Origin of the sequence: Cellulosimicrobium sp. JZ28 (assembly GCF_015327065.1) — a bacterium.
Taxonomy (GTDB): domain Bacteria; phylum Actinomycetota; class Actinomycetes; order Actinomycetales; family Cellulomonadaceae; genus Cellulosimicrobium; species Cellulosimicrobium funkei.
In genome coordinates, this window is sequence record NZ_CP017660.1 from 626205 (window position 1) to 648526 (window position 22322).

Genomic DNA, 22322 nt, shown 5'->3' on the forward strand with positions numbered 1-22322 from the left:
CGACGAGCGGGCGCCCCAGCGCCCGCTCCGGCCGCACCGCCAGCGGCGGCCGCCCGGGCGCACCCCGCGCGGGGTCCGCCCTCGCCGGGCTGCTCCGCCCCTGGCCGCACCCCTCGCGCGGGTCACCGCGCCGGTCGGGCGCGCGCTCGCGCCCGCCGCGCGGACGGTCCGGCCCGTGACGTCCGCCGTCAGCCCGTTCGGCTGGGCTGCGCTCGTCGTCACGGTCGCGGCCTGGTGGGCCGGGCTCGCGCTGTCGTGGCTCGAGCTGCTCGTCGTGGCGGTCCTGCTCACGGTCGCGCTGCTCGCGGCCGTCGCGTTCGTGCTCGGGCGCTTCCGGTACGCCGTCGTGCTCGACCTCGCGCAGCAGCGCGTGACGGTGGGGGACCGTGCGGTGGGCCGGCTCGACGTCCGCAACGACTCGGCCCGTCCGCTGCTCCCGTCCGTGATGGAGCTGCCCGTGGGGCAGGGCATGGCGACGTTCCCCGTGCCGCGCCTGCGCCCGCAGGGGAGCCACGAGGAGATCTTCACCGTGCCGACCCACCGGCGGTCGGTCATCTCCGTCGGCCCGGTGCGCTCCGTGCGGGCCGACCCGCTCGGGCTCCTGCGGCGCGAGGTCGTGTGGACCGAGCCCGAGGAGCTCTTCGTCCACCCGCGCGTCAAGAACCTGTCCGGTTCGTCGACCGGGTTCCTCAAGGACCTCGAGGGCCGCGTGACCACCGACATCTCGAACTCCGACGTGTCGTTCCACGCGCTGCGCGACTACGTGCCCGGCGACGACCGGCGCCACATCCACTGGAAGACGACGGCCCGCACGGGCCAGCTCATGGTGCGCCAGTTCGAGGAGACGCGGCGCTCGCACCTCGCGGTGCTGCTCTCGACGCGGGCCGAGGACTACGCGCACGACGACGAGTTCGAGCTCGCCGTGAGCGCGTGCGGGTCCCTCGGGCTCCAGGCGATCAAGGAGGACCGCGGCGTCACGGTCCTCGTCAACGACGGCAACCTGCGCGGCGACCACCGCACGCGCCTCCTCGACGACCTCGCGCGCGTGGAGACGCAGTCGCAGCGCACGTCCCTCGTCGACGTCGCGCGCGTCGCGGGCCTGACGATCACCGACGCGTCCGTCGTGGCGTTCATCGTCGGGAGCCGGGTCACCCCGACGGAGCTCCGTGCGGCGTCGGCGCGCCTGCCGCAGGACGTGCGCGTCATGGCGATCCAGTGCGTGCCCGGCGCGTCCCTCAGCCGGCACGCGATCGCGGAGCTCGTCGTCCTCACCATCGGCGAGCTCGGCGAGCTCCCCCTCGCCCTGCGGAGGCTGAACGACTGATGAGCGCTCCCAGCACCACGACGCGCGGCTCGCGCCGCGCCACGCCGGTCGGCACGCCGGCGCCCTCGTCCGGCACGTCGCAGCGGAACACGACCCGGCTGCGCGGCGCCGACACGCCGCGCGCCCTCACGGCGCTCGGCGCCGTCGACGCGCTCGCGCTCGTCCTCGTCCTCGGTGCCACGGTCGTCGGGTTCGGTCCCGTCTGGGGCTCCTCGGGCTACCTGCTCCCCGCGGCGGGGGGCGCCGTCGTCGGTCTCGCGGTCGCGTGGCTCGGCGCCTGGCGGCGCTGGGCGGCCTACACCGTGCTCCCGGTCGCGGTCCTCGCGTACCTCCTCCTGGGCGGTCTGCTCGCCCTGCCCGCCGACGCGATCGGCGGCGTGCTCCCGTCGCTCACGACGATCGCCGACCTCGCGCGGGGGGCGGTGACGGGCTGGAAGGAGTTCGTCACGACGGTCCCGCCGCTGCACTCGTTCCCGCACCTCGCGGTCGTCCCCTACCTGCTCATGCTCGTCACGGGTCTCCTCGCGGGCACGATCGCGTGGCGCGCGCGTCGTGCCGCGTGGGCGCTCGTGCCCGTGGCCGTCGCGTTCGTGGCGGTCATCCTGCTCGGGACCGTCATCGCGGCGTACCCGGTGGCACAGGGCCTCGTGCTCGGCGGCGTCGGCCTGCTCTGGGCGGGGTGGCGCGTCACCGCCGCGCGGCTCGGCGCGCACCAGATCACGACGGAGGCGAGCCGCGCCGCGACGCGGCGCCTGTGGTGGCACCGCGTGCGGACGGGCGCGGCGATGCTCGTCGTCGGCGGCGTCGCGGCGGCGTTCGCGGCCCCCGCGCTCCTGCCCGACGACCCACGCACCGTCCTGCGCGAGACGGTCGTCCCGCCGCTCGACCTGCACCAGTACGTCAGCCCGCTCACGGCGTTCCGCAAGTACGCGAAGGACATGCGCGAGGACGAGCTGTTCACCGTCCGGGGCCTGCCCCCGGGCGCGAAGGTCCGCCTCGCCGCCCTCGACACCTACAACGGCGTCGTCTACGACGTCTCGAGCGGGCTGCCCGGCTCGGGCGTCTACACGCGCGCGGGCCAGGAGATCGCGACGGTCGCGCCCGGCACGCGGACGCGCCTCGACGTCCAGGTCGGCGACTACACCGGGGTGTGGGTGCCCGACGTCGGCCGGCTCGCGGGCATCACCTACACCGGCGAGCGGGCGCGCGAGCTCGCCGACACGACGTACTACAACGGCACGACCGGCACGGCGCTGTCGACCGCCGGGCTGCGCCCGGGCGACACCTACACGCTCGACGCGCTCGTCACGGCCGAGCCCACCGAGGACGACCTGCGCGCCGGGGCGATCGACCAGTCGGTGCAGGTCCCCACGCCGCCGAAGGGCGTGCTGCCCGCGTCGCTCGCCGGCAAGGCCGCGCAGTTCATGGGCGAGGAGACCGAGCCCGTCGACCAGCTCTACGCGCTGCGCGACGGCCTCGTCGCGAGCGGCATCTTCTCGAGCGGGCTGGACACGCAGCCGCCGTCGCGACCGGGCCACTCGGCGGAGCGGATCGACACGCTGCTCGCCGACGAGGAGATGGTGGGCGACGACGAGCAGTTCGCCGTCGCGCTCGCGCTCATGGCCAACCAGGCCGGCATCCCGGCGCGCGTCGTCATGGGCTTCTACCCCGACCTGGACAAGAACCCGCTCGAGCCGGGCGAGCCGTACACGGCGACCGGGACCGACGTGCACGCGTGGGCCGAGGTGCCGTTCGTCGGGCACGGCTGGGTGCCGATCACGGCGATCCCGGACGAGGACAACAAGATCCAGCCCGAGCCGAAGAGCCTCCAGGTGCCCAAGCCCCCGATCCTCGAGGACCCGGAGCCGCCGGAGGAGCCGGCCGAGGCCGAGGCCGGGAAGATCGACGACGAGGAGAAGGAGAAGGCCGACAGCGACGGGTTCGACTGGGGGCAGGCCGTCCTCATCGGTGTCGCCGTGGTCGTGCCCCTCGCGCTGCTCGCGCTGCCGGTCGTGCTCGTGCTCGCCTACAAGGCGCGGCGCCGGGCCCGGCGCCGCACTGCGGAACGGCCCGTCGACCGCGTGAGCGGCGGCTGGCGCGAGGTGCTCGACGCCGCGACCGACCTCGGGACGCCCGTCCCCGCCGGCTCGACGCGCCGCGAGGGCGCGGGGGTGCTCGCGCAGGCGTACGGCGCGACGGCGACCATCCCGCTCGCGCACCGCGCCGACGCGACCGTCTTCGGCACCGGGGAGCCGACGGAGCAGGAGATCGAGGCGTTCTGGGCGGACGTCGACTCCGTCGTCGGAGGGCTACGCTCCTCCGTGAACCGTCGCGCGCGGGTGCGCGCCGCGCTCTCGCTGCGGTCCGTGCGCGCGGGCGCCGGTTCCGCGGGCCTGCGCCGGTGGCTGCCCGGCCGCCGCGCCGGTGCGCGAGGTGGAGCCGCGCCCCCGGCGGCAGGGTCGTCGTCGGGGCCGTCGAGACGACAGGGAGACGAGTCATGAGCGACGTGACGTGCCCCGCCTGCGGGTCCGCGCAGTCCCCGGGGGCCGCGTTCTGCGCGGTGTGCGGTCAGCCGTTCCCGCGGACGGGCCGGCCCGTCGCCGCGCCGTCGGCCGGGCCGGTCGGCGGCGTCCAGGCCGTCGCGGGCCGCGGTGGGCCGGACCTGCCGTACGCCGCCGTGGCGCACTCGGCGCCGGACACGACGACCGAGCCCGAGGTCTACGCGGCGACGCAGAAGGCCTTCGTCCCGGTCTCGGCCGGGGCGTCGCCGTCGTCCCTCGCCGCCGCGCCCTTCGCCGGGACCGGCCGCCGCTTCCTCGCGTACCTCGTCGACGCGGCGGTGCCGGCCGTCGTCGCGCTCGTCGTCCTCGTGGCGGGTCTCGCGGTCGTGGGCGCGCCGCTCGGCAGCGTGCAGACGGTGACCCAGGAGGAGGCCGCCGCGCTGCTCGGCAAGATCCTCGTGGTCTACGTCGTGGCCGCGGTGCTCGCGCTCGCGTGGTGGGTCGGCGTCTGGTTCTGGGAGGGGTCGACGGGCAAGACGCTGGGCAACCTCGCGACCGGCATCCGCACGGTGGACGCGCGCACTCGCGGGCCGGTCGGGTTCGGGCGCGCGGCGCTGCGCTGGATCATCGTGGGCGTCGTGCCGCTGGGCGGGATCCTCGTCGTGCTGCTCAGCCCGCGCTTCGACTCCTCCGGCCGGTCGCAGGGCTGGCACGACAAGGCGGGCCGGTCGCTCGTGCTCGACGTGCGCGGCGTCGCCCCCACGTCCTCGGGGTACGACGGCGTCGCCTCGCTCGTGGCGGGCGGCCCCGCCGGGGCGTACGGCGCCCCGGCCGCCCCCGGCGCGTACCCCGCCGCCCCGGGCGGCCACCCGGCGTCGTACCCGGCGCCCGACGCCGGGCGCCCGCCCGCCCCGTCGGCGGCGACCCCCGCCGCGTCGTTCGCGCCGCCGCCGTCTCCCGCCTCGCCGGCCCGCCCGGGCGAGGCGTCCGGGGCGGTGCCGGCCGCGCCCGTGCCGGACCCGTGGGCCTTCCCGTCCACGCCCGCGCCCGCGCCCACCGAGGGCGGTCTCATCACGGGCGTCCCCGGCGTCGGGAGCGGAGCGTCCACCCCGCCGCCCGCCGCGCCCCCGCCGGCCGCGGTGCCGGCGCCCGCGCCCGTGCCGACGCCCGCCCCGGCTGCTGCGCGGTCCGCCACCCCGGCGGCGGGCCCCGAGGCCGCCGAGCCCGAGTGGGACAGCACCCGGATGTCCGCGCGCGACGTGCGCGCGATGGACCCCGCGCCCGACGTGGCCGTCGTCCTCGAGCTCGAGTCGGGGGAGCGGCGCACCGTCGACCGCCCGACCCTCGTGGGCCGCAACCCCCAGGCGCCCGACGACGGCCCGTGGACCCTCGTCGCCCTCGACGACCCGACGCGCTCCGTCTCCAAGACGCACGCGGAGCTGCGCGTCGACCCGAGCGGCCTGTGGCTCACCGACCGCGGCTCGACGAACGGCACCGTCGTCTCGGTGCCCGGAGCCCCGCCCCGCGTCGCCGAGCCGGGGACGCGCGTGCGCGTCCCCGTCGGCGCGACCATCCACGTGGGCGACCGTCGCCTCGTCGTCCATCCGGGAGTCTCGTGACCACCGACCAGCCCGCCGAGGTGCACCTGGCCTGGGGCGCGGCGTCGCACCGCGGCGCCCGCCGCCTCCTCAACGAGGACCGCTTCCTCGCCGCGCGCTCCGTCTTCTTCGTCGCGGACGGCATGGGCGGGCACGAGGCGGGCGAGGTCGCGAGCGCGACGGCCGTCGAGGCCCTGCGCCCGCTCGCCGACCTCGAGGTGGTCACGCCCGAGGAGGTGCGGACCCGGATCGCGGTCGCGCAGGAGAACGTGCAGGCGATCGTCACCGAGCCGGGGCGCGGCGCCGGCACGACCGTCACGGGCGTCGTCGTCTCCGAGCAGGACGGCAACCCGTACTGGCTCGTCGTGAACGTCGGCGACTCGCGCACCTACCACCTGGCGGGCGGCCGCCTGGAGCAGGTGAGCGTCGACCACTCCGAGGTGCAGGAGATGGTCGACGCCGGTCTCCTCACCCCGACCGAGGCGCTCACGCACCCGCGGCGCCACGTCGTCACGCGCGCGCTCGGCTCGCGCAACGCCCCGCAGGCCGACTTCTGGTACCTGCCCATCGAGCGGCACGACCGCGTGCTCGTCTGCTCCGACGGCCTCACCGGCGAGCTGTCCGACGAGCGGATCGCGGAGGTCCTGCTCGCCACGCCAGACCCGCAGGCCGCGGCCGAGCGGCTGGTCCACGAGGCCATCGCCGCCGGTGGCCGGGATAACATCACAGTCGTCGTCGTCGACGCGACGGGCGTGTCCGACGACACGAGCGGCGGGAGCACGACGCCGCGGGACCAGGTAGCGGCGCCGGGTCCGGTCGTCGACGAGGACACGCTGCCCAGGGATGTTCGTCTGCAGATCGGGGGTCTGACGTGACGCTGCGCTACGTCACCGGAACGGCACGCACCGTGGTGCGCGGCGGCGCGGTCGTCGTGCTGCCCGCACCGGTGGAGCCCTCGCTCGTCGAGCAGGTGTGGGACCAGCTCGGCACCGACGCGGGCGTCGTCGAGGTCCTCCAGGTCCTCACGGGCGCGTTCGGCTCCAGCCTGCGCACGGTGCCGCCGTTCGTCGTCGCGGTCGTCACCGGCCGCCGCGTCCACGTGGCCGCGCGCGGCCGCCTCTCCGTCACGCTCGAGCTCGACGGCGGCGACCGCGTCCAGGTCGAGGGCGAGGGCGTCACCACCTGGTCGGAGCGGGTGCTGGACGACGTCGTCGAGCTGCTCGTCCAGGCGGACGCGGGCGTGGTGCCCGTCGAGCCCGCACCTCCCGGCGGGCCGCTCCTCGGGGACGCGCTCTCCGTGCCGCTCGAGTCGGGCGTGGTGCTCGCGTCCGCGGTCGCGTGGCCGCTCGTCGAGCGCCCCGAGCAGCCCGTCGCGTCGGGCGGCGAGGACCTCGGCTCCGACGCCGGGCCGGACGACGACCGGCTCGCCGCCTCGGAGGCGAGCGCCCCCGAGGACCGGGCCTCGCAGCCCGGTCCGGGTGCGCGCCACGCCGCCGCGGAGACCGCGACGCTCGCCGAGGCGCCCGCGGTGCCGTCGGCGACGACGGTCCTCGGCGGGCTCGGGGCGACGCTCCGGCTCCCGGAGGAGACGATCGCGCCGCAGCCCGACGCCGTCGAGCCGTCGCCCGTCGTGGAGCCGGTCGCGCCGGTCTCCGAGGCGCCCCCGGAGGAGGACGACGACTACGCCCACCTGTGGGGCTCCACCATCCTGCGGACCGTCGAGGACGCCGCGGTCCGCTCCGCGGAGGACGAGGAGACGGACGAGGTCGACGAGCCCGCGCCGTCGGCCACGGTGCCGCCCGCGCCGCCCGTCCCGGCCGTCCCCGCCCCGCCGGCGGACGAGGCGCCCGTGCCCGCCCCGCCGCCCGCGCCGGACGGCCTCATCGCGGGCGTCCCGCGCGAGTGGACGGGCGCCACGCCCGCCGCCGCGCACCGGGCGGCGACCGTCACGCCCGACGACGAGCCCGCGCCCGTCGCCGGGCTCGACCACGACGGCCACACCGTGCTCTCGTCGGCGATCGCCGACCTGCGCGCGGCGGCCCAGGAGCCGGCGGTCGAGGACGCGCCCGTGCCGCCCCCGGTCCCGTCCTTCAGCCCGCCGCCCGCACCGGGGCAGCAGCAGATCCTCGCGCGCACGTGCCCCGAGGGCCACGCGAACCCGCCGTCGCGCGACACGTGCGCCGTGTGCGACGCGCCGCTCGACGGCGACGCCGAGCTCGCCGTGCGCCCGCCGCTCGGCCGGGTCGTGGTCTCGACGGGCCAGACGCTCGAGCTCGACCGTGCCGTCGTCGTGGGCCGCCGCCCGCGCTCGCCGCGCACGCAGGCCGCGGAGCTCCCGCGCCTCGTCACGGTGCCGAGCCCGCAGCAGGACATCTCGCGCTCGCACCTGGAGATCACGCTCGAGGGCTGGCACGTGCTCGTCAGCGACATGGCGACGACGAACGGGACCACGCTCCTGCGCGGCGGCCAGCCGCCGCGGCGCCTGCACCCGTCCGAGCCGGTCCTCGTCGTCGACGGCGACGTCGCCGACCTGGGCGACGGCGTGACCCTGCGCTTCGAGGGGATCCGGTGAGCAGCAAGCGCGCACCGTCCCCACCACCGGAGATCCGCGGCTTCGAGTACGTCTCGCTCATCGGCTCGGGCGGGTTCTCGGACGTCTTCCTGTACCAGCAGCAGCGCCCGCGCCGCCGCGTCGCGGTGAAGGTGCTGCTGCACGAGTGGTCGAGCCACTCGCAGCGCGCGGCGTTCGACGCCGAGGCCGACCTCATGGCGACGCTCTCGACGCACCCGTCGATCGTCACGATGTACGAGGCGGACATCGCGGACGACGGCCGCCCGTACCTCGCGATGGAGTACTGCTCGCGGCCCAACCTCGGCGCGCGCTACCGCACCGAGCGGCTCCCCGTCGCCGAGGCGCTGCGCACGGCCGTCCAGATCGCCGGTGCCGTCGAGACGGCGCACCGCGCCGGGATCCTGCACCGCGACATCAAGCCCGCGAACATCCTCGTCACCGAGTACGGGCACCCCGCGCTCACGGACTTCGGCATCTCGTCCACGGTCGACGACGCCGCGCGCGCCGAGGGCATGTCGATCCCGTGGTCCCCGCCGGAGTCGTTCGCGGAGCCCCCGCGCAGCGGCATCGCGACGGACGTCTGGGCGCTCGCCGCGACGACGTACACGCTGCTCGCCGGGCGCACGCCGTTCGAGGTGCCCGGCGGGTCGAACTCGAGCGCGAACCTCATCTCGCGCATCGAGGGCTCGCCCCTGCCGCCCACGGGCCGCACCGACGTCCCGGCCTCGCTCGAGCGCGTGCTCGCGACGGCGATGGCGAAGAACCCGGCGTCGCGCTACCCGACGGTCCTCGCGTTCGCGCGCGCCCTCCAGCAGGTCCAGAACGAGCTGTCGTACGCGGTGACGCCGATCGACCTGCTCGACGACTCGGGCCACGTCCAGGAGGAGGAGCCGGACGACGACGCCGGGACGCGCCTGCGCCAGGTCGTCTCGATCGACCCGTCCGGGACCGGGACGTCCGCGGGGCCCGTGGCGCCCGGCCGTCCGACGCAGCCGACGACCCCGCTGCACACCGCCCCGCCCGGTGCGTGGCCCGGGCAGACCGTCGCCCCGGGCACCGCGCCCGGGCAGCCGGCGCCGTACCGCCCCCAGGTGCCGTACGCGCCCGCCGCGTGGGACCAGGGGCCCTCGGCGGGGACGTCCGGCACGGTGCCGACGACCGCCGTCGGGCAGGGCGGCGCGCCCGTCGCGGAGCTCACGGACCCCTCACGGCTGTACCCCGGCCCGCGGCGTCCCGGTGGTTGGGGCACCCCGCCCGTCGAGGACACCGTGCACCGGACGGCCGGGCCGGACCAGGCGCCCGACGACGCGTCCCCGCAGGAGCAGCGATCCGGCCGCGGCGCGCTCTGGGCGACGGTCGCGGGCGTCGTCGGCGTCGCGGTCGCCGTCGGGGGGTTCTTCCTCCTGCGGCCCGACGCGACGCCGGACGACACGGAGACCACCGCGGGCGGCGAGAGCTCGACCGCGCCCGACGACGACTTCGTCCCGTCGGACAACCTCGGCGACCTCGTGCCCCCGGTGAACGACCTCGTCGGCACCTACGACCCGGCGCGCGAGGTCGCGACGTTCACGTGGGCCTACGACTCGGACAAGGCGCTCGAGGACGACTCCTTCTGGTGGCGCAAGATCGACCCGATCGAGGAGACGCCGTTCAAGGAGAACTTCGACAAGACGTCGGTCGAGCTCCGGGCCAAGCCCGGCGAGCAGGTCTGCGTCGAGGTCATCGTCGACCGCGACGGCAAGGTCTCGGCCTCGCCGCAGAAGGCGTGCGTCACGGGGGAGGCGGCATGAGCGAGCTGGCGGTCGAGTTCTGCGGGGAGTGGTTCCGCCCGTCCACCGACGGCGACCCGTTCGACATCGGGCGCGACGGGGACCTCGCGATCGAGGACAACCCGTACCTGCACCGGCGCTTCCTGCGCATCGCGCACGAGGGCGGCATCTGGTGGCTCGCCAACGTCGGGTCGCTCATCTCCGCGACGGTGTGCGACTCGGGCGGCGGCGTCCAGTCGTGGCTCTCGCCGGGCAACCGCCTGCCGATCGTCTTCCCGACGACGTCTATCGTGTTCACCGCGGGGCCGACGACGTACGAGATCACCGCGCAGCTGCGCGGCGCGCCCTACCAGGAGATCCGCTCGGAGGACCCGGAGGCGGGCGGCGCGACGACGATCGGCATGATCACGTTCACGACGAGCCAGAAGCAGCTCATCGTGGCGCTCGCCGAGCCGATGCTGCGGCGCGACGGCACGGGCCTGTCGGAGATCCCGTCGTCCGCCGCGGCAGCGGCCCGGCTCGGCTGGGCGACGACGCGCTTCAACCGCAAGCTCGACAACGTGTGCGACAAGCTCGACCGGATCGGCGTCAAGGGCCTGCGCGGCGGGCCCGGCGCGCTCGCGACGAACCGCCGCGCGCGCCTCGTCGAGTACGCCGTGGCGTCGCGCCTCGTGACGGCGGCCGACCTGCCCCTGCTCGACCTGACCGACGACGGCTGAGCCCGCCCGCTCCTGCGAGCGCGCGCCGCGCGCTCCGGTCGGTCGCGCCCGTCGACCGCTCGCCGTCCGCCGCTGACCACCCGGACCCGAACGAGGAACTCCCGTGCGAATCAAGCTCACGCTGCACCGCCCCGACGCCAGCACGACGAACGTCGCCGTCACGGCCGACGCGACGGCGTCGGTGCGCGACGTCGCCGAGGCGCTGTTCGCGGGCGACCCGACGCGCGCGGGCACCGCCGTCCCGGACCGGCTCACGCTGCAGGTCGGGACGTCGCCGTCGGGCAGCGGCCAGGGCCGCGTGCTGTCGCCGACGAGCGACCTCGTCGAGGCGGGCCTGCGCTCGGGCTCGACCGTCTCGATCGTGCGGGTCTCCGAGCAGTTCGACTCGCCCGGGCAGGACCGCGGGGCCGCGGTCGCCGTGCTGCGCGTGCTGGAGGGCCCCGACGCGGGGCGCGAGTTCTCGCTGCCCGTCGGCACGAGCTACCTCGGGCGCGACCGCAACATGGACATCCGCCTGAGCGACCCGCAGGTGTCGAAGCGGCACGCGCGCATCACGGTCGGCGAGACGATCGAGATCACGGACACGAACTCCGCGAACGGCCTGGTCATGGGCGGTCAGCGCATGCTGCGCTCGACGCTCACGTCCGCGGACACCGTGACGATCGGCTCGACCGTGGTCTCGGTCGTCGCGCTGCACCGCACGACGAGCCTCGCGCCGACGAGCCCCGTCGTGGAGTTCAACCGGTCCCCGCGCGTCGTGGCCCGCTTCGGCGAGCGCAAGCTGCGCGCGCCCAAGCCGCCGCAGCCGCCCGAGCCGCAGCGGTTCCCCTACCTCGCGATGGTCGCGCCGCTCCTCATGGGCGTGATCCTGTACTCCGTCACGCGCAACGTCCTGTCGATCGTGTTCATCGGGCTCAGCCCGATCCTCATGCTCGGCAACTACCTCGACCAGAAGGTGCAGGCGCGGCGCAAGCTCAAGGCGCAGCGCGAGCAGTTCGAGGCTGCCGTCGTCGCGATGCGCGACACGATCGACCGCACGCACGCGGTCGAGCGCGCGGTGCGGCTGTCCGAGGCGCCCTCGGTGGCCGACACGGTCGACGCGGTGCGGCGCCTCGGCGGCCTGCTGTGGACGCACCGCCCGGAGCACGACGCGTTCCTCTCCGTCCGGATCGGTCTCGGCTCCGCGCCAGCGCGCACGCAGCTCGAGCAGCCGAACGAGAACAACACGCTGCCGGAGTACTGGAACGAGCTCGAGAAGCTGCACGCGCAGTGCGCCACGATCTCCGGCGTCCCGGTCGTCGCGCGCCTGCGGACCGACGGCGCGCTCGGCGTCGCGGGGGCGGGCGCCGCGGTCGACGCCGTCGCGCGCGGCGTGCTGGTCCAGCTCGCGGGCCTGCACTCGCCGTCGGAGCTCGTGCTCGCGGCCGTGACGTCGCAGCGCTCGCGCGCGGACTGGGAGTGGCTCGAGTGGCTCCCGCACACCGGGTCGGCCCACAGCCCGCTGGGCGGCGAGCACCTCGCCGACAACCCGGGGGCCGCGCAGTCGCTCCTGTCCCGGCTCGAGGACCTCGTCGAGCTGCGCGGCGCCGACCTCGGCACGCACGCCGAGCTGCGCGGGCCGATCGACCCCGAGGAGGGGGAGGACACCCCCAAGCCGGTCCTGCCGACCGTCGTGGTGCTCGTCGAGGACGACGCCCCGGTCGACCGCTCGCGTCTCACGCGCCTCGTCGAGCGCGGCGCGGACGCGGGCGTGCACGTCGTGTGGGTCGCGCCGTCCGTCGAGCAGCTCCCGGCCGCGTGCCGCACGTTCGTGCTCGTGGACACCGCGGACACCGCCGACACCGCGGGCGGCTCCGCCGGCGCGACGAGCGGCGAGGTCCGCGTCGGGCGTCTGACCTTCCCCGTGGCGTGCGAGACGGTGGACCTCGCGACGGCGCACGAGGTCGCGCGCATCCTGGCCCCGGTGGTCGACGTCGGCGCGCCCGTCGACGACGACTCGGACCTCCCGCGCTCGGTCTCCTACCTCGCGCTCGCGGGCACGGCGCTCGCGGAGGACCCGAGCCGGCTCATCGACGCGTGGCGCGAGAACGGGTCGCTCACGCCGCGCGACGGCTCCCCGCCGGTACGGCGCTCGGCGCCGACCAACCTGCGCGGGCTCGTCGGCCACTCCGGCACGGAGCCCCTGTACCTCGACCTGCGCACGCAGGGCCCGCACGCGCTCGTGGGCGGGACGACGGGTGCGGGCAAGTCCGAGTTCCTCCAGTCCTGGGTGCTCGGCATGGCCGCCGCGCACAGCCCGGACCGCGTGACGTTCCTGTTCGTCGACTACAAGGGCGGCGCCGCGTTCGCGGACTGCGTGAACCTGCCGCACACCGTCGGGCTCGTCACGGACCTCTCGCCCCACCTCGTGCGCCGCGCGCTCACGTCGCTGCGGGCCGAGCTGCGCTACCGCGAGCACCTGCTCAACCGGAAGAAGGCCAAGGACCTCGCGTCCCTCGAGCGCACGGGCGACCCGGACGCGCCGCCGAGCCTGCTCATCGTCGTCGACGAGTTCGCGGCCCTGGTCAACGAGGTCCCCGAGTTCGTGGACGGCGTCGTGGACGTCGCCCAGCGCGGCCGGTCCCTCGGGCTGCACCTCATCCTCGCCACGCAGCGTCCCGCGGGCGTCATCAAGGACAACCTGCGCGCCAACACGAACCTGCGCGTCGCGCTGCGCATGGCCGACGAGGACGACTCGACGGACATCCTCGGCATCCCCATGGCCGCGCACTTCGACCCGTCGATCCCGGGTCGCGGCGCCGTGAAGACCGGCCCCGGCCGGATCACGCCGTTCCAGACCGGCTACGCCGGCGGCTGGACGACGTCGCGCCCCGAGCGTCCCCGGATCGACGTGCAGGAGATGTCGTTCGGCACCGGGGTGCGCTGGGAGCTCCCGGAGCCCGAGGTCGAGGAGGTCACGGACCCCGGCCCCAACGACATCGCGCGCGTCGTCGCGACGATCTCGCGGGCCGCGACCGAGGCCGCCGTCCCGATGCCGCGCAAGCCGTGGCTCGCCGAGCTCGCGCCGACGTACGACCTCGCGCGCCTGCCCAACCCGCGCACGGACACGATGCTGCTGCTCGGCGTGGAGGACGACCCGAAGTCGCAGGCCCAGCCGACGGTGTTCTACGAGCCCGACCGCGACGGCAACATGGCGATCTACGGCACGGGCGGCTCGGGCAAGAGCGCGACGCTGCGGACGATCGCGGTCTCGGCCGCCATCACCGCGCGCGGCGGCCCCGTCCAGGTGTACGCGATCGACGCGGGCGCGAGCGGCCTGCGGATGCTCGAGGACCTGCCGCACGTCGGCGCCGTCATCTCGGGCGACGACGAGGAGCGCGTCCAGCGCCTGCTGCGCACCCTGCGCGACCTCGTGGACGAGCGGTCCGCCCGCTACGCCGCCGTCCGCGCGGGCAGCCTCGACGAGTACCGCCGGCTCGCCGGCGCGCCCGACGAGCCGCGCGTCCTGCTCCTGGTCGACGGCATCGGCGCGTTCCGCGAGTCGTACGAGTTCCGGCCGGCGCACGCGTTCCCCGTGTGGGGCGCGTTCACGGCCGTCGCGACCGACGGGCGCCAGGTCGGCGTCCACGTCGTCGTCGCGGGCGACCGCGCGGCGTCGGTCCCGACGTCGCTCGGCTCGACGATCCAGAAGCGGCTCGTGCTGCGCCTCGCGAGCGAGGACGACTACCTGACGCTCGGCGTCCCGAAGGACGTGCTGTCGCTGACGTCCCCGCCCGGGCGCGGCGTCCTCGACGAGAACGAGGTCCAGGTCGCGGTGCTGGGTGGCGACCCGAACGTCGCGCTCCAGGCGCGCGAGCTCGGCAAGCTCCGCGACGCGATGACGCGGCTCGGCATCCCGCAGGCGCCGGGCGTCGAGCGGCTGCCGGACGGCTTCGCGCTCGAGTCGCTGCCCGAGGTCACGGGCGGGCGCCCCACGATCGGCCTCGACGACCTCGACATCGCGCCCGTGGGGCTCCCCGCGCGCGGCACGTTCATGCTCTCCGGCCCTCCCGGGGGCGGCCGCACGACGGCGCTCGTCACCATCGCGCAGGCCGTGCGCCGGGCGCGCGCGGGCCGGGTCGTGTACCTCTCGCCGCGCCGCACGAGCATCTCCGCGCTCGACGCGTGGGACACCGTCGCGACGTCGCCCGAGGAGGTCGTGACGCTCCTCGAGACGCTCACCCAGGCGATCGAGGGCGGGTCGCTGCGTCCTGGCACGCTCACGGTGCTGGTCGAGTCGGTGACCGAGTTCACCGGCACCCCGGCCGAGCAGCCGCTCGTCGCGTTCGTGCGGGCCGCCACGCGGGCCGAGCAGCTCGTCGTGGGCGAGGCGGAGTCCTCGACGTGGGGCCAGGCGTGGGCGATCGCGCAGCCGTTCAAGGCGGGCCGCACCGGTCTGCTCCTGACGCCCGGCGACCTCGACGGCGACACGCTGCTCGGGACGGGGCTGGGCCGCATCCGCCGCGCGGACTTCCCGCCGGGACGCGGCTTCCTCGTGGTCTCGGGGAGGGCACGCAAGCTGCACGTCGCGCTCCCGCGGTAGCGACGTGACGACCACGGGCACCTCATGGGGACACCTCCCCATCGACGGGGCTCGTGGCCCGATGGTTGAGTACTGCCATCGACAACGGGACGACGTCCACGCAGGGTGGGGGTCGAGACACAGAAGGAGAACACCATGGCTGGTGGCATGTGGGGCGCGAACGTCGAGGAGCTCCGTGGGCTCGGTCAGACGCTGCAGCAGAAGGCGGACGAGATCCGGACGACGATGCAGAACCTGAACTCCCAGATCCAGAGCGTGCCGTGGGAGGGCCCCGACGCCCAGCAGTTCAAGGGCAGCGACTGGCCGGCCGCGCAGACGCAGCTGAACAACGTCGCGCAGACGCTGACGGACGCGGGCCAGAAGGCCACGCAGAACGCGCAGCAGCAGGAGCAGGCTTCGAACAGCTGATCCGGCTGAGCTCCGCCGAGGGCGCGGGACCCCGAGAGGGTCCCGCGCCCTCGGCGTACGCACGCCCGGCGTCGGGTGCGAGACTGCTGACGCGCCCCGTGGCGCCCACCCCCGACGAGAGGACCTGACGCATGACCGAGCTGCGCTACCCGAGCGACGACTTCCCCGCGCCCGTGGGGGTGCGCGTGGTCGCGCCGGAGAGGTGGGTCCCGCTCCCGCACGTGGGCCTGCCGCTCGCGCTCGGCCGCGAGGTCGAGCCGGGGGAGTTCAACCCGAACGTCATCGTCACGGTGTCGCGGATCCGGGCGGAGCAGACGCTCGAGGACGCGCACGCCGAGGTGCTCCGCAAGCTCCGGCCGATGCCGCGCCTGCGCGAGCTCGACGGCGGCGAGGTGGACGTCGACGGCCTGCCGGGGCGCTGGCTGGAGGCGTCGTTCAAGGGGGGCGGGGGCACGGTCCTCGTGCAGGCGGTGCGCACCGTCGTGGTCCCGCGCGGCCCCGTGGCCGACCTCGTGCAGACGACGGGGACGTGCACGCTGACGCAGCACCCGTGGGCCGCGGCGGAGATCCGCGCGGTCCAGGAGAGCCTCCGCGTCGACCGCTGACCCCCGGCGTTACATTCGCCCGGACCGCAAGACGGGGTATCCAGCAGGCGAGACCGGTGTCAGGCTGGTCACGGAGGAGAGGGTCCGAGTGAGGCAACCCTCACCCCAGTCGTACAATCGAGAGGTCTCCTGCGGCCGGTACCCACCGGTCGACGCGGAACGGCCCGTCGGCCGCGCGGGAGAGACCCCCGTCCTCGACCGGAAGGCGCCCTGTCCTGTGAGCAGCATCCGTCCACTGCGCGTCGCGATCGTCGGCGCTGGTCCCGCCGGGATCTACGCCGCGGACATCCTGTCCAAGACCGACCTCGACGTGAGCATCGACCTGTTCGAGCGCCTGCCCGCGCCGTTCGGCCTCGTGCGCTACGGCGTCGCGCCGGACCACCCGCGCATCAAGCAGATCATCGTCGCGCTCCACAAGGTGCTGAGCCGCGGCGACATCCGCCTGCTCGCGAACGTGGACTACGGCGTCGACCTCAAGCTGGACGACCTGCGCCAGTACTACGACGCGGTGATCTTCTCGACCGGCTCGATCCGTGACGCGGCGCTCCCGATCGAGGGCATCGACCTCCCGGGCTCCTACGGCGCGGCGGACTTCGTGTCCTGGTACGACGGCCACCCCGACGTCCCGCGCACGTGGCCGCTCGAGGCCCAGCAGGTCGCGGTCCTCGGTGCCGGCAACGTCGCGCTCGACGTCGCGCGCGTGCTCGCCAAGCACGCGGACGACCTGCTGCCGACCGAGGTCCCGCAGAACGTCTACGAGGCGCTCAAGGCGTCGCCGGTCACCGACGTGCACGTCTTCGCGCGCCGCGGCCCGGCGCAGGCCAAGTTCTCGCCGCTCGAGCTGCGCGAGCTGGGCCACGTCCCGGACGTCGACGTCATCGTCTACCCGGAGGACTTCGAGTTCGACGAGGGCTCGATGGCCGCCATCAGCTCCTCGAACCAGACGAAGCAGGTCGTCAAGACCCTCACCGACTGGACGCTCAAGGACCCGAGCGAGAACACGGCGTCGCGCCGCCTGCACCTGCACTTCCTCCACGCGCCGTCGGCCGTCCTCGGCGACGGCAAGGTCGAGGCGCTGCGGACCGAGCGCACGCGTCTCAACGGCGACGGCACGGTGTCCGGGACGGGCGAGTTCCACGAGTGGCCCGTCCAGGCCGTGTACCGCGCGGTCGGTTACTTCGGCTCGCCGCTCCCGGAGATCCCCTTCGACGAGCTCAAGGGCGTCATCCCCAACCGCGAGGGCCGCGTCGTCGACATCGACGGCGAGCACCTCCCCGGCGTCTACGCGACGGGCTGGATTAAGCGCGGTCCCGTGGGCCTCATCGGGCACACGAAGTCCGACGCGTCCGAGACCGTCCGGCACCTCGTCGAGGACGTCACGGGCGCGGGCGACGGCGGCGACGTCGCGGCGGCCGACCTCACGGCGGGCCGCGTCGCGCCGCTCGGCGAGCCCGAGGCCGTCCTGGACTTCCTGCGCGAGCGCGGCGTCGACCCGATCGAGTGGTCGGGCTGGGAGCTCCTGGACGCGTACGAGCGCTCGCTCGGCGAGCCGCACGGGCGCGAGCGCATCAAGGTCGTGCCGCGCGAGGACATGATCCGCGTCGCGCGCGGCCAGTCGCAGGCCGGCTGACCCGGCCCCGGCCGCACGCCCGACGGCGCCCCACCCGCACCGGGTGGGGCGCCGTCGTCGTCCCCGGGGGTGGTCCGGGGCCTCCCTCGCCGCGGGTGCCCGACGCCGTCGCCCCGCCCGGGAACGGGACGGTCGCCTCGGGCGTTCATCCAGGTGGGCGTCGGCAGGGTCGGCGCCCGTCGGGCGCCCGGCACACCGCGCGGGCGGGCCCGGGGCGCGGAAGGGAGCACAGCGTGGGGCGTCAGCACTTCAACGGTCTCAAGACGGCAGGCCTGTTCGGCGTCATGTGGGCCATCGTCCTGGGCCTGTGGGCCCTGTTCGGCGCGCGCGCGAACCTGCTGTGGGTGTTCGTCGGCATCGGCCTCGTCACGACGTTCTACGGCTACTGGAACTCCGACAAGATCGCCATCCGCGCGATGCACGCGCGCCCGGTGAGCGAGCTCGAGCAGCCCGCCATGTACCGCATCGTGCGCGAGCTCTCGACCGAGGCGCGCCAGCCGATGCCGCGCCTGTACGTCTCGCCCACCCAGGCGCCCAACGCGTTCGCGACGGGTCGCAACCCGAAGAACGCGGCCGTGTGCTGCACCGAGGGCATCCTGCGCCTGCTCGACGAGCGCGAGCTGCGCGGCGTCCTCGGGCACGAGCTCATGCACGTGTACAACCGCGACATCCTCACGTCGTCGGTCGCGGGCGCGCTCGCCGGGGTCATCACGTCGCTCGCGCAGTTCCTGCTGATCTTCGGCGGGGATCGCGACCGCGGCGGCAACCCGCTCGCGGCGATCGCCATGGTGGTCCTCGCGCCGATCGCGGCGATGCTCGTGCAGCTCGCGATCTCGCGCACGCGCGAGTACGACGCGGACGAGGACGGCGCGAAGCTCACCGGGGACCCCCTCGCGCTCGCGTCGGCGCTGCGCAAGCTCGACGCCGGGACGCAGCGCGCCCCGCTTCCGCAGAACCGCGACCTCGTCGACGTCTCGCACCTCATGATCGCCAACCCGTTCCGGGGCGCGGGCGTCGGCAAGATGTTCGCGACCCACCCGCCGATGGCGGAGCGCGTCAAGCGTCTCGAGGCGATGGCCGGCCACGGCCCGGGCTACGGCGGCATCACCTACCACTGACCAGCGCGCACCGGAGTGCGGGGCCTGGAGCCCGGTGGCCGCGCTCAGCGGGCCGTCGACGTCCTCCCGGGTGCGTGGCGCAGTGCCTCGACGGAGTCGAGCAGGACGCGCGCGACGCCGTCGTCGTCGTTCGAGACCGTGCGGTCGGTCGCCGCCGCGAGCACGTCGGGGTGCGCGTTCGCGACGGCGAACGAGCGCCCCGCCCAGCGCAGCATGGGCAGGTCGTTGGGCATGTCGCCGAACGCCCAGACGTCGCGCGGCTCGACGCCGAGACGCGCGCACCAGCGCGCGAGCGCGGCGTCCTTGGTGACCGTGGGGGCGAGCAGCTCGGCGAGCCCCGCCGCGCCGGAGTAGGCGAGGTGGGCGCGGTCCCCGACGGCGGCGCGCACACGCGCGAAGAACGTCTCCTGCGCCGTCGTCTGCCCGTCGGCGACGACGACCGGCTGCGTCGCGGGGGAGTCCTCGACGGGCACGGCGGGGTCGCGCGCGAGGATCTTGCCGACCGGCTGCCGCGTCGCGCCGCTCGGCTGCCGCGTCGCGCCGCCCGGCGCGGAACCGGGGTCGAGCGTCGTCTCGACCACGGCGACGACGTCGGCGTCGTCGTCCGGCGTCGAGCGGAAGCCCGGGTCGAACGTCGGGCCGTCGACGCGCTCGAACGCGAGGGTGACCCCCGGGACCGCGGTGCGCAGGTCCGCGACGAGCGCTGCCGCGTCGTCGTCCGCGAACCCGACCACGTCGAGCGGGCTCGCGGTCGCGAGGTCCCAGACGGCGGCCCCGCCGAGGCAGATGACGTGCCCGTGCCCGCCCACGACGTCGGCCAGCGCGCCGAGCCAGCGCGGCGGCCGGGCGGTGACGAACACCACCTCGACGCCCGCGCGCTCGGCCGCGCGCAGGGCGGAGCGGGTGCGCTCCGAGACGGTGCCGTCGGAGCGCAGGAGCGTGCCGTCGAGGTCCGTCGCGACGACGCGCGGTGGCACGCTCGACGACGCAGCGGGACGGCCCGGCGCGACCGGGCGCGGGCCGCCGTCGGGCAGGGTCACGGTGGCTACCGGTAGTTCGTGAACTGCAGCGCGACGTCGAGGTCGGCGCCCTTGAGCAGCGCGATGACGGTCTGGAGGTCGTCGCGCGACTTGCTCGTCACGCGCACCTCGTCGCCCGTGATCTGGGTCTTCACGGCCTTGGGGCCCTCGTCGCGGATGATCTTGGTGATCTTCTTCGCGTTCTCGCTCGACAGGCCCTCCTTGAGGGTCGCGACGAGGCGGTACTCCTTGCCCGACGCCTTGGGCTCCTTGTCGCCCGTGTCGAGGGACTTGAGCGAGATGCCGCGCTTGATGAGCTTGGTCTCGAACACGTCGAGGATCGCGAGCACGCGCTCGGCCGAGTTGGCGACCATGACGATCGTCTCGCCGCTCCAGGCGATCGACGCGCCGATGTTGCGGAAGTCGTAGCGCTGCGAGACCTCCTTGGCGGCCTGGTTCAGCGCGTTGTCGACCTCCTGGCGGTCGACCTTGCTGACGATGTCGAACGACGAGTCGGCCATGGGTGGTCCTCTCTCGGGCCGGGAACGGTGCTGGGTCCCACCGTAGTCGAGCGTGCTCAGCGGCGGGCCGCGAGGCGCGTCGCGCGGGCGGTGCGCAGACCGTCGACCGACAGCACGACGAGCGCGAGCCAGACGAGCACGAAGCCCGCCCACCGCGTCGGCGACATGGGCTCGTGGAACACGAGCAGGCCGAACAGGAACTGCAGCGCCGGGCCCAGGTACTGCAGGAGGCCGACGACGCTCAGCGGCAGCCGCCGGGCGGCCGCGCTGAACAGCAGCAGCGGCAGGGCCGTGACGACCCCGGCGGAGGCGAGCAGCAGCGCGTGCCCGACGCCCTCGGTGCCGAACGTGCCGGCTCCCGTGGCTCCCAGCCACCCGAGGTAGACGAGCGCGACGGGCGTGAGCACCGCCGTCTCGACGGCGAGCCCCGGGAGCGCCTCGACGGTGCGGCCCACACGGTTCTTCACCAGGCCGTAGAGGCCGAACGAGCCGGCGAGGACGAGCGCGATCCACGGCAGGCCGCCGGCGCCGGTGCTGATGACGACGACGGCGGCCGCGCCGACGCCGACCGCGACCCACTGCGCGGGCCGCAGCCGCTCGCGCAGGACGGCCACGGCGAGGAGCACGGTGACGAGCGGGTTGATGAAGTACCCGAGCGCGGCGTCCAGCACGTGGCCGGAGAGGACGCCGTACACGTAGACCGTCCAGTTCGTCACGATGAGGACGGCGGCGACGGCGAGCGTCCCGAGCGTGCGGGGCGACCGGAGGGCGGCGACGAAGCCCCTGAGCTGGCGCGTCGCGGCGAGCAGCACGAGGCAGAAGAGCAGGCTCCACACGACGCGGTGCGCGATGATCTCGAGCGGTGCGGCCGGCTCCAGGAGCGGGAAGTACAGGGGCATCGCGCCCCAGAGGAAGAACGCGCCGGCACCGAGCAGCAGGCCCCAGCGGTCCGTCGGGGCGGGTGCACCGCGGTCCGTGCCCGACGGCGCGGGTGCCGCGGCGTCGGACGGTGCGGCGGGGACGGACGGGGCGTCGGGGGGCGCGGGCGTCCCGGTGCCGGGGAGGTGGTCCGGCGCGGGCGAGGGGTGGGTCACCGCACCACTGTACGGAGGGCCGCCCACACGCGGATTTCGCACCTGGTCCGCTCGGGCTGTATCGTTGGCTCGCCCGCACGGCAGGGGCTGCACCTGGTGCAGCGACCACCGGCGAGCGACAACTCCACACGGCAGGTTGCCCGAGCGGCCAAAGGGATCTGACTGTAAATCAGACGGCTCAGCCTTCGGGGGTTCGAATCCCTCACCTGCCACCGGAGCGACGGGGCGTCACCGACGGGTGGCGCCCCGTCGTCGTGCCGGTCCGGTGCGTGGGGCGTGCCCCGCGAGCGTGTCGCCGGGCACGGTCCGACGGCCCGGAAACGGCGGAACGACGCCGATTTCTCTCGGCGCCATGTTCCGTGTAGAGTTTTCCGCGCTGCCCCGATAGCTCAGTCGGCAGAGCGTCTCCATGGTAAGGAGAAGGTCAAGGGTTCGATTCCCTTTCGGGGCTCTGTGGTGACGCGGGGTCGTCTTGCTGGAATACTGCAAGGCGACCTCGCGTTCAGTCACGCGGCGGGGTAGCTCAGATGGTTAGAGCGCACGACTCATAATCGTGAGGTCGCGGGTTCGATCCCCGCCTCCGCTACCACTTTCGACAACCTCGTACGGCGGCCGGCGTCGTGCGACCTGCACAGCACATGCGCCCTCCGGAGGCGCGAGAGGTGGCTCACTACCGTGGCAAGCAAGAGCGCTGACGTTCGCCCCAAGATCACGCTGGCCTGCGTGGACTGCAAGGAGCGCAACTACATCACGAAGAAGAACCGTCGCAACGACCCGGACCGCCTGGAGCTCGCGAAGTTCTGCCCGCGCTGCGGCAAGCACACCGCGCACCGCGAGACCCGCTGAGCCTCCGGCTCCGCAC

At 74.9% G+C, this 22322-nt stretch carries 16 protein-coding genes and 3 tRNA genes; 16 read left to right on the forward strand and 3 right to left on the reverse strand.

What is annotated here, in order from left to right; genetic code table 11:
• Window positions 1-175: 175 nt before the first annotated feature.
• The 12 genes from BJP59_RS02760 to htpX all read left to right on the forward strand — a co-directional run bounded on the left by BJP59_RS02760 (window position 176) and on the right by htpX (window position 18826).
• Complete coding sequence (locus BJP59_RS02760) at window positions 176-1324, forward strand: DUF58 domain-containing protein (RefSeq protein ID WP_228485245.1); 1149 nt, start codon at window positions 176-178, stop codon at window positions 1322-1324.
• On the forward strand, window positions 1324-3825 hold the full coding sequence (locus BJP59_RS02765) for a transglutaminase-like domain-containing protein (RefSeq protein ID WP_194522143.1): 2502 nt from the start codon (window positions 1324-1326) through the stop codon (window positions 3823-3825). Before BJP59_RS02760 ends, BJP59_RS02765 begins: the two co-directional genes overlap by 1 nt.
• Window positions 3822-5444 carry an RDD family protein gene (locus tag BJP59_RS02770; protein WP_194522144.1) on the forward strand — a complete coding sequence of 541 codons (1623 nt, stop codon included), beginning with the start codon at window positions 3822-3824 and terminating at the stop codon, window positions 5442-5444. The genes BJP59_RS02765 and BJP59_RS02770 overlap by 4 nt, the downstream gene beginning before the upstream one ends.
• Window positions 5441-6298 carry a PP2C family protein-serine/threonine phosphatase gene (locus BJP59_RS02775; RefSeq protein WP_021483309.1) on the forward strand — a complete coding sequence of 286 codons (858 nt, stop codon included), beginning with the start codon at window positions 5441-5443 and terminating at the stop codon, window positions 6296-6298. The genes BJP59_RS02770 and BJP59_RS02775 overlap by 4 nt, the downstream gene beginning before the upstream one ends.
• Entirely contained in the window at window positions 6295-7995 is a 1701-nt protein-coding gene (locus BJP59_RS02780; protein ID WP_194522145.1) for an FHA domain-containing protein, read from the forward strand. Before BJP59_RS02775 ends, BJP59_RS02780 begins: the two co-directional genes overlap by 4 nt.
• A complete protein-coding gene (locus BJP59_RS02785) occupies window positions 7992-9785 on the forward strand; it encodes a serine/threonine-protein kinase (protein WP_076405061.1) in 1794 nt (597 codons plus the stop codon). Before BJP59_RS02780 ends, BJP59_RS02785 begins: the two co-directional genes overlap by 4 nt.
• On the forward strand, window positions 9782-10483 hold the full coding sequence (locus BJP59_RS02790; RefSeq protein ID WP_043654136.1) for a hypothetical protein: 702 nt from the start codon (window positions 9782-9784) through the stop codon (window positions 10481-10483). Before BJP59_RS02785 ends, BJP59_RS02790 begins: the two co-directional genes overlap by 4 nt.
• Window positions 10484-10586: 103 nt before the next feature.
• Window positions 10587-15065 carry an FtsK/SpoIIIE domain-containing protein gene (locus BJP59_RS02795; RefSeq protein WP_194522146.1) on the forward strand — a complete coding sequence of 1493 codons (4479 nt, stop codon included), beginning with the start codon at window positions 10587-10589 and terminating at the stop codon, window positions 15063-15065.
• 135 nt (window positions 15066-15200) lie between these two features.
• On the forward strand, window positions 15201-15473 hold the full coding sequence (locus tag BJP59_RS02800) for a WXG100 family type VII secretion target (protein WP_021482523.1): 273 nt from the start codon (window positions 15201-15203) through the stop codon (window positions 15471-15473).
• 131 nt (window positions 15474-15604) lie between these two features.
• On the forward strand, window positions 15605-16078 hold the full coding sequence (locus BJP59_RS02805) for an LpqN/LpqT family lipoprotein (protein ID WP_194522147.1): 474 nt from the start codon (window positions 15605-15607) through the stop codon (window positions 16076-16078).
• Window positions 16079-16295: 217 nt separating this feature from the next.
• Window positions 16296-17708, forward strand: a complete 1413-nt coding sequence (locus BJP59_RS02810; protein ID WP_034653179.1) for an FAD-dependent oxidoreductase — start codon at window positions 16296-16298, stop codon at window positions 17706-17708.
• 233 nt (window positions 17709-17941) lie between these two features.
• Complete coding sequence (gene htpX, locus BJP59_RS02815) at window positions 17942-18826, forward strand: zinc metalloprotease HtpX (RefSeq protein ID WP_086148980.1); 885 nt, start codon at window positions 17942-17944, stop codon at window positions 18824-18826.
• Between the two features lie 44 nt (window positions 18827-18870).
• On the opposite strand, the gene BJP59_RS02820 is transcribed toward htpX, so the two are convergent.
• The 3 genes from BJP59_RS02820 to rarD form a co-directional block, all read right to left on the reverse strand.
• Window positions 18871-19803, reverse strand: a complete 933-nt coding sequence (locus tag BJP59_RS02820) for an HAD family hydrolase (protein ID WP_194522902.1) — start codon at window positions 19801-19803, stop codon at window positions 18871-18873.
• Between the two features lie 68 nt (window positions 19804-19871).
• Window positions 19872-20366, reverse strand: a complete 495-nt coding sequence (locus BJP59_RS02825) for a YajQ family cyclic di-GMP-binding protein (protein WP_021483527.1) — start codon at window positions 20364-20366, stop codon at window positions 19872-19874.
• Between the two features lie 56 nt (window positions 20367-20422).
• Window positions 20423-21460: an EamA family transporter RarD gene (gene rarD / locus BJP59_RS02830; RefSeq protein WP_194522148.1), complete on the reverse strand. Its 1038-nt coding sequence runs from the start codon at window positions 21458-21460 to the stop codon at window positions 20423-20425.
• Window positions 21461-21590: 130 nt separating this feature from the next.
• Between rarD and BJP59_RS02835 the strand changes: the two genes are divergently transcribed.
• The 4 genes from BJP59_RS02835 (at window position 21591) to rpmG (ending at window position 22306) form a co-directional block, all read left to right on the forward strand.
• Window positions 21591-21672: transfer RNA gene (locus tag BJP59_RS02835), tRNA-Tyr, on the forward strand.
• 166 nt (window positions 21673-21838) lie between these two features.
• Window positions 21839-21911: transfer RNA gene (locus BJP59_RS02840), tRNA-Thr, on the forward strand.
• Between the two features lie 61 nt (window positions 21912-21972).
• Window positions 21973-22049 (forward strand) — tRNA-Met (locus tag BJP59_RS02845).
• 86 nt (window positions 22050-22135) lie between these two features.
• Entirely contained in the window at window positions 22136-22306 is a 171-nt protein-coding gene (rpmG, locus tag BJP59_RS02850; protein ID WP_021482899.1) for a 50S ribosomal protein L33, read from the forward strand.
• Window positions 22307-22322 lie beyond the last annotated feature (16 nt).

Coding starts and splice junctions, on each gene's coding strand:
- BJP59_RS02765 (WP_194522143.1), top strand. CDS start 1,324: ATGAGCGCTCCCAGCACCACGACGCGCGGCTCGCGCCGCGCCACGCCG.
- BJP59_RS02790 (WP_043654136.1), top strand. CDS start 9,782: ATGAGCGAGCTGGCGGTCGAGTTCTGCGGGGAGTGGTTCCGCCCGTCC.
- BJP59_RS02800 (WP_021482523.1), top strand. CDS start 15,201: ATGGCTGGTGGCATGTGGGGCGCGAACGTCGAGGAGCTCCGTGGGCTC.
- BJP59_RS02805 (WP_194522147.1), top strand. CDS start 15,605: ATGACCGAGCTGCGCTACCCGAGCGACGACTTCCCCGCGCCCGTGGGG.
- BJP59_RS02825 (WP_021483527.1), bottom strand. CDS start 20,366: ATGGCCGACTCGTCGTTCGACATCGTCAGCAAGGTCGACCGCCAGGAG.
- BJP59_RS02770 (WP_194522144.1), top strand. CDS start 3,822: ATGAGCGACGTGACGTGCCCCGCCTGCGGGTCCGCGCAGTCCCCGGGG.